The following is a 12,028-nucleotide window of genomic DNA, read 5'->3' as shown; positions in this document are numbered from 1 at the left end:
TTACAATGAGCGAAACAGAAATCGAACCCGACGTAACGATCGACGCGCGCGGTGCGACCTGCCCCGGCCCCCTGATGGACCTCATCGGGAAGATAAAGAGCGTGGACTCGGGCACCGTCGTCGAACTGCAAACGGAAGACAGCGGCTCGAAAAAGGACGTCCCGGAGTGGGTGGACAAGGCCGGACACGAACACCTCGATACCGTCGACCACGACGACTACTGGAGCCTCTACGTGAAGAAAGCATGAAACGAATCGCAATCGTCGGTGGCGGGACCGGCGGGACGGTCCTCGCCAATCGACTCGCCGACGAACTCGCGCCGGAGATAGACGCGGGCGACGTCGAGGTCACGCTCGTCACCGACGACCCGGACCACGTGTACAAGCCGCTCTACCTCTACGTGGCCTTCGGTGAACGAGAGGCTCAGGAAGCCCGGCGACCGATTTCGGAACTCCTCGACAGCCGCGTCGAACTCCGAATCAATCGGGTCGTCTCCATAGACACCGACGAGAAACGGCTCTCGTGTCAGGACGGGGGGACGACGCTCGACTACGACTACCTCGTCCTTTCGACCGGCGCGAAACTCACGCCGGAGGATGTCCCCGGCCTGAAGGAGGGCGGACACCACTTCTACGGTCCCGACGGGGCCGAGGCGTTGCGCGACGACTTGGCCGAGTTCACCGGCGGGCACCTCGTGCTCTCGGTCATCGGCGTCCCGCACATGTGCCCGGCCGCGCCGCTGGAGTTCGTCTTCATGGCCGACGACTGGCTCCGCGAACGGGGACGGCGCGATGACGTCGAAATCACGTACACGTACCCCATCGGACGCGCCCACGGACTCGAATCCATCGCCGAGTGGGCGACGCCGGAACTCGAAAAGCGGGACATCAACGTCGAGACGTTCTTCAACGCGGATGAGGTCGACCCGGAGGAGAAGGTCATCCGGACGATGGAGGGCACGGAGATGGATTACGACCTCTTGGTCGCCATTCCGCCCCACAGCGGCGACGACCTTATCAAGGAGTCCGGTCTCGGCGACGACGGCTGGGTGCCGGTCGATAAGGAGACGCTCGAAGCGGACGCTGCGGCGGACGTCTACGCCATCGGCGACACCGCCGACGTGCCGACGAGCAAGGCGGGTAGCGTCGCCCACTACGAGGCGGGCGTCGTCGCCGACCGCCTCGCCAGTCGGGTCCGCGGCCACACCCCGACGGCCATATTCGACGGCAAGACGGTCTGTTTCATCGAATCGGGCATGGACGAGGCGACGTTCGTGGAGTTCGAGTACGGCCGACAGCCGACGGTCCGCGACCCGTCGAAGTTCGTCCACTGGGCGAAGCTCTCGTACAACGAGTCCTACTGGCTGACCGCACGGGGACTCCTGTGAGGTGACCGAGATGGTAGAACAGACAACGCAGGACGATGCCCGGGACGCCCTCGAAACGGCGATAGATGAGAACCCGGAGGAAGTCGCCCGCCTGATGGAACGACTCGGGCTGGTAAACGGCGTCCTCGATGCGGTCGAGGTCGGGACGTCCGCCCTCGACGACCGGATGGTCGCGGAACTGGCCGGGACGGGTGAAACCCTCGCCGAGGCCGCGGACGGTCTCGCAACGAAGGAAACCGTGGAGCTGTCCGAATCGGTCGGCGCGAACGGGGCGGAACTCACAGAGGCGCTGGAGACGCTGGTACGACTACAAAAGAGCGGTACGTTGGACGAACTCGCCGCGCTCGCCGACCTCCTTCCGTTGGCGTCGGGCGCTCTGGACGACGAGATGATATCCACGCTCGTCGATGCCGGGAGTTCGCTGGGCGAGGTCGCGGATACGGCGTCCGACCCCGACACGGTTCGGGGCATGGAGACGGTGTTGCAGGCGGTCGGCGACGCCAGCGACGCCGAATCGCCGCCGGAGCGCGTCGGCGTTGTCGGCCTGCTTCGTGCGACCCGCGACCCGGAGGTGCAGGCGGGCTTAGGCTTCGTGCTCGCCATCGCAAAAGCTCTCGGCCGGGAGACGCGCCGGGAACCGGCGAGAAAGTAGTCGATGGGTCACACCATCGACCCGATTCTGGGTAGAAAACCAGTTAGTCTTCGGTCGTCGTGCGCTCTTCGTCCTTTTCGCCTTCGTAAATCTCCGCTCCGTCTTGGACGACTTTCTCGGCCAAAACGGCGCATTTCACGCGCATCGGGCTGATTTCGACGCCCAGCATGTCGATAACGTCGTCACGGTCCATCGCCGCCACTTCGTCCAGACTCATTCCGGGGAGCTTCTGGGAGAGCATGCTGGCGCTGGCTTGGCTGATGGCACAACCGTCGCCGCGGAACGCGACGCGTTCGATGGTTTCGCCGTCGTCTTCGAGGGAAACGTCGAACTCCAGTTCGTCGCCACAGGACGGATTGACCCCCTCGTGGCTGAACTGGGCGTCGGCCAACTCCCCGTAGTTTCGCGGGTTCCGATAATGGTCGAGAATCTGCTGCCGGTACATGTCCGAACCCATGCTCATAGTTGAATCTGGGTAAGAGAGAGTCACCTAAAAGGATTCCGACGATTCGGCCCCTGTTGCGGTCGTGAGGCCGTACTTCTCGGCGTCCAACTCGTCGGCCTTTGCGATGTCTCGGAGCAGCGGGTGTGCCACCCAACAGAACGCGATGCACAGGAACCCGAACCCGGCAGTCGTCATGACCGGTGCGGTCCCGAGAACGTCACCGCCGACGCCGCCGAGGAGGGACCCGAGCGGCATCGCGCCGACGGATGCGCTCGACAGGACCGACGACACGCGGCCCATGAGTTCCTCGGGGACGACGGACTGTATCATCGCCGCGAAGATGACGTTCGTCGCGCCGACCGGAATCCACGCGAGGAAGAACAGGGCCATCGTCGCCGGAAACCAGCCGATGAGGACCGCGGCGAGCCACGTGATTCCGCTGAAGATGAACCCGCCGATGCTCAGTTTGGCGAGCGAAAACCGCTTGAGCGGCGTCGCGGCGAGCGACCCGACGAGCATCCCGCCGACCACCGTGGCGAGGAGGAAGCCGTACGCGTCCGACCCGCCGTTGGCCTGCGCGTAGGCGGGCAGCACTGCGAGGGTGCTGCCGATGGTCGCGTTGACGACGAGGCTCCCGGCGAGTATCCAGACGAGCACCGACCCGCGAACGTACTGGATGCCGTCGAGGAGTTGGCTTCGGTACGCCGCGACGGCGGCGGTGATACCCTCGGATCGAGTGGGATTCGTATCTCCAGCCGAATTTGCGCCCGTCTTCGTCTCCCCATCCGAATCCGCGTCTGTCTCCGGTTCGGAATCGGTTTCCGCGGGCGGGATTCGAACGCCGAGGAAGACGAGCGTCGCGGCGAGGAAGGTCACGGAGTCGAGGACGTAGAGCGCGATCGCGCCGACCAGCGCGACGACGATGCCGCCGAGCGCGGTGAAGGCGAAATCGACGCCCTGGTAGGCGAACGAGAACGCCGAGTTGGCTTCCACGAGGTCCTCCTTCTCGACGACGCGCGGGAGGGCGGCCTGCTGTGCCGGGTAGACGAACTGGTTGATGAGCGAGACGACGGGCATCACGACGAGGACGACCCAGACCGAGAGCCACCCCATCACGTACGCGACGGGGACACAGAGAACGAGGATGCCCTCCGCGACTTGCGTGGCGACCAGAATCCGGCGGATTCGCCACCGGTCGACCAGCGGTCCGGCGAGGAACTGGAGCGTCTGTGGCAGCATGGTGAGAAACCCGGCCAGTCCGGTGTAAAACGACGACCCGCCGAGTTGGAAGGCGAGCCACATCGCCGCGACGGCGTACGCGCTGTCCCCCGCGTTCGTTATCAACCGACCGACGAACAGCCGAGTGAAGGTCCGATTTCTGAATAGGGAACGCATGAACCGAGACAGGAGCGGCGGACGGATATATGATTTCAGAATTACATTTCTGTTGCCGAAACGACCGAAAACAGGTTCTGTTGGGAATGTGGTCTATTCGACGCTGACGGCCAACTCCTCATCGACGCTCAGCCTGAGTTCGTCGCCGTCGAGTTCGATGACGCATTCGACCAGCAACGGGTCTTCGGAGATGATTCGGGCGTTCTCGGGACGTGGCCATTCGAGTTCCCACACGGGGTAGTCCGTGAGGTCGATACCGTGGTCGTAGTGGAACGCGACGACCGCCGGATGCTCCAAGAGGTACGTTCCGAGGTTGCCGACGGCGTAGTCCCCACAGCGCTCACAGCGGAATTCGATGCCCGCTTCCTGCTCGTCGGCGAAGTACTCGGACTCGGTGACGAGCGACCCGACCGTCTTCCCGGAGCAGTTCAGACACATGCCGTCGGCCATGAGCGAGAACACGTTGAGGAGCCAGCGCTCGAACGTCTGCCGCAACTCCGTCTCGTTTCTCCCCTCGAACGCCCCCGGCGGCAACCCGAACGTCGAGCGGTTCCGCTCGCACGTCTCACAGCGGACCCGAACCGTCTCCTCCTCGTACTCCGCGATGAGTTCCGTTCCGCAGTCGGGACAGTACGTATCGAGCGCGAACGTCTCGGCTTCGGCGCGCTGGGTGTAGGTTCCCGAGAGAATCGCACCCATGATTCGAAACCCAGCGTAGGTGAGTTCGTACTTCTCGTCCGTCTGCCGGACGAACAGGCCGACGAGTTTGTTCAGATGGTAGTTGAACTGTCCGCTGTCTCGAATTCCCACTCGGTCGTGCAGTTCCGAGAACGACAGCGGGTCGTCAGCGTCCCAGAGGGCTTGAATGATCTCGATTCGTGTGTCGTTCCCGAGCAGAGAGAAGGCTTTCTCGGGGGACACGTCCCGTTCATCCGCGTCCATGCCCGGTGATGGGAGGGACGTGTGAAATAGCTTTCAGCACGTGTTCGATTTTCGTTCGGTTTTCATCCCCTTTCTCCGCTTCTGTTTCCGTCCGCTTCCGTTCGCCTCTGTCCGCTTCCGTTCTCCTGTATCCGCTCCCGTCTCTATCCGCTTCCGTCCGCTTTCGGTCCCGAAGACTGACGTCTCAGCGCTCGCCCGCGGCTTCCGCTTCGAACCGCTCGACGAACGCCTCCACGAACGTCCGGCGCTCTTCGGCCATGCGTTTGCCTGCGTCGGTGTACATCCGCTCCGGGAGTCGGAGGATTTTCTTGTGGAAGTGGTTCACCGACGTCGCACCCGAACGTGTCTTGTCGGCCTCGACGGGCACGTCGGGGTCGTGCATGGGTTGGTCGTGTTCCGCGCCGTAGCAGAAGACGCGCCCGATTCCGACGGCACCGAGAGCGTCGAGGTTGTCGGCATCGGACAGCAGTTTCGCCTCCAACGTCTCGGCGTCCACGTCGTTCGAGAAGCGGTGTGCCCGAATGCAGTGCTGGACGGCCTCGATTTCCGAATCCGTCACGTCGAATCCGCCGAGGAGTTCGCCCGCCTCTTCGGCACCCCACTCGGCGTGGTCGTCGATTTCGCCGCGGTCCTCGCGCCCCCGGCCGATGTCGTGCAACCACACCGCGGAAAAGAGGATTCGCTCGTCGGGGTCGTACTCGGCGGCGAGCGTTTCGGCGAGGGCGGCGACCCGCTGGACGTGGTGCCAGTCGTGTGCGGGTGCGACGTTTTCGAAGTACTCCTCGGCGTGCGGTCGAATCTCGTCCGGGAGGGTTCGCGGTGACATGTCGTTTCCGAAGTGTTTCGATGGCGTCGATAAAAACGATGTGAAGGACGACTTCGAGGGTGAAACGGCCGGATTCGTTTCCTTCGTTTCGGTGCGTCATTCCTCGCGGAGTTCGTGATTTCGACTGCTAGGGTCCATACCGCATGCGGACGGTTCGCGCGAGTTGCGCGAACCGCCCTCGGCGTCCCCTGACCTCCCCGGGCACGCGGACACCTGCGCCGACCGCTGGCGCAGGTGTCCGCGTCGCGCGTCCAGAAAGCGGGTGCGTCGCCGTCGCTCTCCGGGATGTGCGTTGAAAACCTCGAAAGACGAAATGACGCCGCTTACTGAGCGAACAACTGCCGGGCGTCGTCCACGGCATCGACCAGTTTGTCGATTTCCTCGCGGGTGTTGTAGATGTAGAAGGAAGCCCGCGCGGAGGCCGCGATGCCGAGTTTGTCGTGGAGCGGTTGCGTACAGTGGTCGCCCGCACGGATTGCGACGGCGTGGTCGTTGAGGATGCTGGAGAGGTCGTGGGCGTGGACGCCATCGACGTTGAACGAGACGAGGCCGCCGCGGTCGTCGGCCGGGGGTCCGTAAATCTCCACGTCGCCCTCCTCGGTCAGGCGGTCGTAGGCGTATTCGGCGAGTTGCTCCTCGTGGCGCTGGACGCGCTCCATGCCGATGTCCTCCAGATAGTCCACGGCGGCCGCGAGCGCGATGCCCTGTGCGATGTTCGGCGTTCCGGCCTCGAACTTCCACGGCAGGTCCTCCCACGTCGAATCGTCGTAGGTCACCTTGCGAATCATGTCGCCGCCGTAGAGGTACGGCTCCATCTCCTCCAGAACGTGTTCCTTGCCGTACAGGCCGCCGATGCCGGTCGGCCCGACCATCTTGTGGCCCGAGAAGGCGTAGAAGTCGGCGTCGATGGCCTGCACGTCCACGGGACGGTTCGGCACCGCCTGTGCGCCGTCCACGAAGATGTAGGAATCGTGGTCGTGCGCGATGTCCGCGAGTTCGCCCACCGGGTTCGTCGTCCCGAGCGTGTTCGAGACGTGGACGACGCTGACCATCTTGGTATCGTCCGTGATGAGCTTCTCCGCGGCCTCCATGTCGAGGTAGCCCTCGTCGGTCACGGGGATGTACTTCACGTCCGCCCCGGTCTTCTTGCCGAGCTGTTGCCACGTCACGAGCGACGCGTGGTGTTCCATCTCGCTCAGGACGACCTCATCGCCCGGACCGAGTTCGTTGAGTCCCCACGCGTAGGCGACGAGGTTTTCGGATTCGGTCGTGTTCTTCGTGAACACCATCTCCTCGCGGCCGTTCGCGCCGATGAACTCGGCGAGTTTGTCGTGGGCCTCCTCGTAGGCGATGGAGGCCTCCTGGCTCAACTGGTGGATGCCGCGGTGGACGTTCGCGTTGTAGTTCCGGTAGTAGTCGCTGATGCTCTCGATGACGGGTTCGGGCGTCTGGGTGGTCGCCGCGTTGTCGAGGTACACCACCTGATTGCCGTTGAACTCCCGCTGAAGAATCGGGAAATCCTCACGGATGCGTTCCACATCCAGCGCGTCGGATTGCTGTGATTCCATTGCGTAGGAATTGGGTTTCGAGTGGGAACACTTCTTCGGTCTTCACAGGCCGTCGAAACCGTATTTGGTTACGAGAACGATGGTGTGGATTAAGTCGCTTCGACCCCACCGTTTCGGCATGGTTTCGAAACGACGGCTCGGCGCGAGCATGATATTTCTCGGCCTCACGTTCGTCGGCGTGTTCCACGCGTTCGCCGCCATCGCGTTTCATACCGGACTGCTGTCGGTCGCGGTCGGAACGGTCGTCGGGTCCCTGCTCTGTCTGGTCGCGGTGAACGTCCCGGCGTACCTCGATTGACTACATCCGCAAGAACTGCGCGTGCCGGGTCGAATCCAGTTCGAGGACGTTCGCCTCGTTCACGAACCCGGCTTCGACCGCGAGCGCCACGGCGTCGGTGCCGACGATGTTCGCCACGTCGGCGCGGTTGAGGCTGTGGACAACTTCGTCCTCGTCGGCCTCGTCGCCGCCGTAGAACTCCTCCGTCACGGTAAACGACATCTCGCCCGTCTCGAACGTCTCGCCGAGCACGTCGTCGTCGCAGACCGCGACCAACAGTCCCTCTCCGGTCTCGCGCTCCTTGAGTATCATTCCTGGACCAGCTCTTCCTCCGCCTCCTTGCGCATTTCTTTCGCCTCCTCGGCGAGTCGCTCTGCTTCCTCGTCCTCGCCTAGTTCCTCCAGCGCGCGCGCCTTCTCCTCGATGACGTGCGCGTTCCGGAAGCCGAGTCGAATCGCGTTGTCGAAGCAGTTCACCGCGTCCTCCACGAGGCCGCGTTCGAGCAGGAAGAACCCGCGGTTGAACCACGCCTGCGGGAAGCGCTGGTCGATTTCGACCGCGCGCTCCGAGTGTTCGAGCGCCTGCTCGGTTCGTCCCGACTCCCAAAGTGCGTACGCGAGGTTGGTCTCCGCCGTCGCGGCGTGTTCGCTGTCGTCGTCGATGTGGATGGATTCGCGGTACGCGCTGATGGCTTCGTCCCACTCTTCGAGTTCGGCGTGCGCGACGCCCTTGTTCGTCCACGCCTCCTGTTCCTCGCGCGACCCATCGTCGGCGAAACGCGCCGCGCGCTCGAACGTTTCCGTCGCCTCTTCGAAGCGATTTATCCGCGTGTAGCTCAGACCGACCTCGATGAGGTCGCCCACTGACACCTTGTCGCGCGGAATCGACTGCTGGTCGAGGAGGTCGGTGACGACGCGGGAGTCAACCGGGTCCACCTCTTCCGGGTTCACTTCGAGTTCCGGCGGGTCCAAATCGAACCCTTCGTACGGGTCGTCAAAGCCTGTCCCCTCCGAGAATTTATGACTTCGCTCGTCGCTCATTACCCGCCGATTGGGGCGGCGCACTGTTAAGGTCTGCGCCATGGAATATCGACGGGATTCGATTCGAAATACGGAAAACCCGACTAATAAACCTCCTACATCAGGATTTCGTTCGTCGGTCGCTCATAAAGGCCGATTTCGTCGTGTCAGTCTGGACTACCAACCTTTATAAACCTTAAATACGTCATTTAAGTCGCGCTATGACCGACCCCAAGGAAACCATCAACATTGAAAACGTGGTCGCCTCGACGGGCATCGGGCAGGAACTCGACCTCCAAAGCGTCGCTATGGACTTGGAGGGCGCGGATTACGACCCCGAGCAGTTCCCCGGTCTCGTCTACCGTACCCAGAACCCCAAATCGGCCGCACTCATCTTCCGCTCCGGCAAAATCGTCTGTACCGGCGCGAAGAGCACGGCCGACGTCCACGAGAGTCTCGAAATCGTCTTCGACAAGCTTCGTGAACTCAACATTCAGGTCAACGACGACCCCGAAATCGTCGTCCAGAACATCGTCACGAGCGCGGACCTCGGACGCAACCTGAACCTCAACGCCATCGCCATCGGTCTCGGCTTGGAGAACATCGAGTACGAACCCGAGCAGTTCCCCGGCCTCGTCTACCGTCTCGACGAACCCGAAGTCGTCGCTCTGCTGTTCGGCTCCGGCAAACTCGTCATCACCGGCGGCAAGAAGCCCGAGGACGCCGAACAGGCAGTCGATAAAATCGTCTCCCGTCTCGAAGAACTCGGTCTGCTGGAATAACGTCTCATCTCCTTTCCTTTCGCGGTCCATCGTTCCGGAGTGACATCGCCATACACAAGCCGATTCGGTCCGGAACCACGGGTATGGCACTGCTGGGTGACTTGACGCCGCTCGTCGGAACGTACCTCCTGTTGGCGGGGTTCCTCTCGTTGACGGGGTTCATCGCCGCGCGAAACGTCCTCGGGAGCATCCCGTTCAGGCGCGCGCTCGTCGTCGGCCCGCCGATAGCCGCCCTGCCGTTTCTCCTCCAACAGTACTTCCCGCCGCTCGTGGTCCTCATCGCGCTCGCGCTGGACGTCTCTCTGTTCCACATCGTCTTCCGCCTGAAGTGGCGCACGGCCGGGTTCGTCACCTTCATTCACGTCGTCGTCACCATGCTCGGCGGTATCGTCATCGGCGGACTCGCCTACCTCATCTCCATCGGGCCACCGTCGCCCCAGTGAGCGGGGAAGAAAGCATTTATTCTCAGACTGACAACCATACGGTATGTCCCTCCCTCGCCGCCTCGAACAGGTCGGCATCGTCGTCGGCAGCGTGCTGATGCTCACGCTTCCGTTTTCCGTTCTCTGGGCCGTCTTCCTCAGTGGCCCCGGTTTGGTGGACAACCTTCTCGTGTACGTTCCGGGCCTCATCGTCGGCGTGCTCGTCGCTCTCCGGATGCTTCCGGTTTCGTACGGACAGGTGTGGCTGTTCGGAATCGCCAGTTGGTTGGCAACCTTCTCCCTCTGGTGGGTTCTCGGGGCCGCAGACGTTGCGAAAAATCAACCGACGCTACTCGGCACGTGGGTCCTCGCCCTTCTCGTCGGCGCGGTCGTCGCGTGGGCGAAACCGAAACTCCGGTGGCGCGGAAGCGAGGCGTAGATGGGCACGCTCACCGACCCTTTTTGGTACTACAGCGGAACCGGGTGGGCTCTCACGGTTCCGACCTTCGGTGTCGTCGGAATCGATAGTCCGTACTACGATACGCTGTTCTTTCTCGGATTCGGCGCGACACTTTTGATGACGTGGCTGTGTCTGTCCTACCGCCCCGAAAAACCGAAACGGATCGCGCTGTTCGGCTTGCTGACCATCGTCGGAACGGCGGTTCTCGGCATCGTCACCGGCACCGACGGCGTTCGAGCGCCCGTTCCGACGCTCGCAAAGTGGGTCGTCGCCATGCTGTTCGCGGCCGCCGTCGTGCGGTTTCGAATCGACAAAAAACTCCGTGCGGCGATTCCTCACCGCTCGTAGCGAACGAAATCCAATTCCTCGCGCTCGTCGCGCTCGACTTCCGTCCACTCTTTCGGGTCCCACTCCGGGAAGTGGGTATCACCCTCGTACTCGTCGTGAATCTCGGTCAGAATCAGTTCGTCCGCGTGCGGGAGGAACTGCTCGTACACCGTCGCACCGCCGATGACGAAGGCTGTGTCGTCCAGTTCTTCGACCGTCTCTATCGCCTCCTCGACGCTGTGGACGAGGACGACTTCCTCGGGCAGGTCGGGATTCGACCGACTCAGGACGACGTTGGTTCGACCCGGAAGCGGGCCGTCGAGTTGCCCCGCGATGCTCTCGTAGGTCGTCCGCCCCATGACGACCGGATGGCCCATCGTGGTCTCCTTGAAGTGGCGCAAGTCGGCCGAGTAGTGCCACGGCATGTCGCCGTCGCGTCCGATGACGCCGTTTTCGGCGACCGCGGCGATGCAGACGAGACGGGTCATTCGGCCACGCTGAATTTGATGCCGGGGTGGGCGTCGTACTCCCGGAGCACGATGTCGTCGTAGGTCAACTCGTCGATGGAATCCGCCGCCACCTCGATTTCGGGCCGAGATTTCGGGGTGCGCGAGAGTTGGGTCAGCAGCCCCGGCACGTGGTCCATCGCCTCCGTCTCCTCCTCGGGGGCTTCGGATTCGAGCCACTCACGGACCTCCTCGTACTCGGATTTTTGGGTAACGTCGGCGAGACGCGTCTGGAGGTCTTCGAGGTTGTCGCGGTACCACTCCCCGCGGTCGCCTTCGCCGCAGTAGACGTGCGCGTCCACGATGGTGTGGGCGAACTTCCCGACCTCGAAGCCGGTCTGGCGGGCGAGCACCGTCGCCAGCAGGGCGTAGGCCGCGACGTTGAACGGGATGCCGAGCGCCACGTCGCCCGAGCGCTGGGTGAGGTGGAGGTTCAGTGTGTCGCCCTGCACGTTGACGACGAAGGTGTAGTGACACGGCGGGAGCGTCGAGACGGCCGCGTTCGCGGGATGCCACGCGGAGACGACGAAGCGACGGGAGTTCGGATTCTCGTCGAGGCCGTCGATGAGGTACTGAATCTGGTCGAACGTTCCGTCCTCGTTCATCCAGCGGTGGTCCGCCTCGGGCCACGATTCGCCCGGCAGTCCCTCCTCGGGGACCGGGAACCGTCGCCAAAATCGGCCGTAGGCCGTGTCGAGGGTGCCGTCCTCGTCGGCCCACTCGTTCCAGATGCCGGTCTTCTCGCGGAGGTTCCGGATGTGCTCCTCGCCGGAGAGATACCAGAGGAGTTCGTGGAGCATCGAGTCCCAGCGGAACCCGTCCATCTTCTTCGTGGTCAGCAAGGGGTACCCCTCGCGCAGGTCCACCTCGTAGTGCTGGCTGAAGGTCGAAATCGTGTCCACGCCGGTTCGATTGGGCTTGTACGTCCCGTCCCGGAGGACGTCCTCGACGAGTCCGAGGTACTGCTTCATGGGTGGGTGTCCCCCCTACGAGTTTGAAAAGATATTGATGCCCGACCCG

The 12,028-nt window shown here is 63.1% G+C and carries 17 protein-coding genes; 8 read left to right on the top strand and 9 right to left on the bottom strand.

All coding sequences use genetic code 11. The features are described from left to right. Positions 1-5 precede the first annotated feature (5 nt). The 3 genes from B208_RS0109780 to B208_RS0109770 are packed head-to-tail and all read left to right on the top strand — an operon-like array spanning position 6 to position 2,039. Positions 6-248: a sulfurtransferase TusA family protein gene (locus B208_RS0109780; RefSeq protein WP_007976347.1), complete on the top strand. Its 243-nt coding sequence runs from the start codon at positions 6-8 to the stop codon at positions 246-248. Beyond that, entirely contained in the window at positions 245-1,387 is a 1,143-nt protein-coding gene (locus B208_RS0109775) for an NAD(P)/FAD-dependent oxidoreductase (RefSeq protein WP_007976349.1), read from the top strand. The genes B208_RS0109780 and B208_RS0109775 overlap by 4 nt, the downstream gene beginning before the upstream one ends. 10 nt (positions 1,388-1,397) lie before the next feature. Next, positions 1,398-2,039: a DUF1641 domain-containing protein gene (locus B208_RS0109770; protein WP_007976351.1), complete on the top strand. Its 642-nt coding sequence runs from the start codon at positions 1,398-1,400 to the stop codon at positions 2,037-2,039. A 43-nt stretch (positions 2,040-2,082) separates the two neighbouring features. Here B208_RS0109770 and sufU read toward each other — a convergent pair whose 3' ends face one another. The 5 genes from sufU to B208_RS0109740 form a co-directional block, all read right to left on the bottom strand. Then, positions 2,083-2,502 (bottom strand): Fe-S cluster assembly sulfur transfer protein SufU, encoded by a 420-nt coding sequence (gene sufU, locus B208_RS0109765; protein ID WP_007976353.1) that lies wholly within the window; start codon positions 2,500-2,502, stop codon positions 2,083-2,085. Between the two features lie 27 nt (positions 2,503-2,529). Next, a complete protein-coding gene (locus tag B208_RS0109760) occupies positions 2,530-3,879 on the bottom strand; it encodes an MFS transporter (RefSeq protein ID WP_007976354.1) in 1,350 nt (449 codons plus the stop codon). Positions 3,880-3,972: 93 nt separating this feature from the next. Next, positions 3,973-4,821, bottom strand: coding sequence for an ArsR/SmtB family transcription factor (locus B208_RS0109755; RefSeq protein ID WP_007976356.1), 849 nt, complete (start codon positions 4,819-4,821; stop codon positions 3,973-3,975). Positions 4,822-5,005: 184 nt separating this feature from the next. Continuing rightward, the gene (locus tag B208_RS0109750; RefSeq protein WP_007976358.1) at positions 5,006-5,647 is read right to left on the bottom strand and encodes an HD domain-containing protein; all 642 of its coding nucleotides are present in this window, start codon (positions 5,645-5,647) and stop codon (positions 5,006-5,008) included. Positions 5,648-5,970: 323 nt separating this feature from the next. Then, on the bottom strand, positions 5,971-7,215 hold the full coding sequence (locus B208_RS0109740; protein ID WP_007976362.1) for an aminotransferase class V-fold PLP-dependent enzyme: 1,245 nt from the start codon (positions 7,213-7,215) through the stop codon (positions 5,971-5,973). A 118-nt stretch (positions 7,216-7,333) separates the two neighbouring features. On the opposite strand from B208_RS0109740, the gene B208_RS0109735 reads away from it, so the two are divergent. After that, entirely contained in the window at positions 7,334-7,513 is a 180-nt protein-coding gene (locus B208_RS0109735; RefSeq protein WP_007976364.1) for a hypothetical protein, read from the top strand. Here the strand turns inward: B208_RS0109735 and B208_RS0109730 are convergent, their stop codons facing one another. Together B208_RS0109730 and B208_RS0109725 are read right to left on the bottom strand one after the other, a co-directional pair. Further along, positions 7,514-7,804 (bottom strand): DUF424 domain-containing protein, encoded by a 291-nt coding sequence (locus tag B208_RS0109730; protein WP_007976365.1) that lies wholly within the window; start codon positions 7,802-7,804, stop codon positions 7,514-7,516. Continuing rightward, complete coding sequence (locus tag B208_RS0109725) at positions 7,801-8,532, bottom strand: tetratricopeptide repeat protein (RefSeq protein ID WP_007976367.1); 732 nt, start codon at positions 8,530-8,532, stop codon at positions 7,801-7,803. The genes B208_RS0109730 and B208_RS0109725 overlap by 4 nt, the downstream gene beginning before the upstream one ends. A 200-nt stretch (positions 8,533-8,732) precedes the next feature. Between B208_RS0109725 and B208_RS0109720 the strand changes: the two genes are divergently transcribed. The 4 genes from B208_RS0109720 to B208_RS0109705 all read left to right on the top strand — a co-directional run bounded on the left by B208_RS0109720 (position 8,733) and on the right by B208_RS0109705 (position 10,523). Further along, positions 8,733-9,293 (top strand): TATA-box-binding protein, encoded by a 561-nt coding sequence (locus tag B208_RS0109720; RefSeq protein ID WP_007976369.1) that lies wholly within the window; start codon positions 8,733-8,735, stop codon positions 9,291-9,293. 83 nt (positions 9,294-9,376) lie between these two features. Further along, the gene (locus B208_RS0109715) at positions 9,377-9,736 is read left to right on the top strand and encodes a DUF7473 family protein (RefSeq protein WP_007976371.1); all 360 of its coding nucleotides are present in this window, start codon (positions 9,377-9,379) and stop codon (positions 9,734-9,736) included. A gap of 43 nt (positions 9,737-9,779) precedes the next feature. After that, positions 9,780-10,154 (top strand): hypothetical protein, encoded by a 375-nt coding sequence (locus B208_RS0109710; RefSeq protein ID WP_007976373.1) that lies wholly within the window; start codon positions 9,780-9,782, stop codon positions 10,152-10,154. Next, positions 10,155-10,523 (top strand): hypothetical protein, encoded by a 369-nt coding sequence (locus B208_RS0109705; RefSeq protein ID WP_007976374.1) that lies wholly within the window; start codon positions 10,155-10,157, stop codon positions 10,521-10,523. On the opposite strand, the gene B208_RS0109700 is transcribed toward B208_RS0109705, so the two are convergent. Beyond that, positions 10,511-10,990 (bottom strand): dihydrofolate reductase, encoded by a 480-nt coding sequence (locus tag B208_RS0109700; protein WP_007976376.1) that lies wholly within the window; start codon positions 10,988-10,990, stop codon positions 10,511-10,513. The genes B208_RS0109705 and B208_RS0109700 overlap by 13 nt on opposite strands. Then, positions 10,987-11,979 carry a thymidylate synthase gene (thyA, locus tag B208_RS0109695; RefSeq protein ID WP_007976378.1) on the bottom strand — a complete coding sequence of 331 codons (993 nt, stop codon included), beginning with the start codon at positions 11,977-11,979 and terminating at the stop codon, positions 10,987-10,989. The genes B208_RS0109700 and thyA overlap by 4 nt, the downstream gene beginning before the upstream one ends. Positions 11,980-12,028 lie beyond the last annotated feature (49 nt).

Origin of the sequence: Haladaptatus paucihalophilus DX253 (assembly GCF_000376445.1) — an archaeon.
GTDB classification, from domain to species: Archaea; Halobacteriota; Halobacteria; order Halobacteriales; family Haladaptataceae; genus Haladaptatus; species Haladaptatus paucihalophilus.
This window is presented reverse-complemented; position numbering and strand designations above follow the sequence as displayed.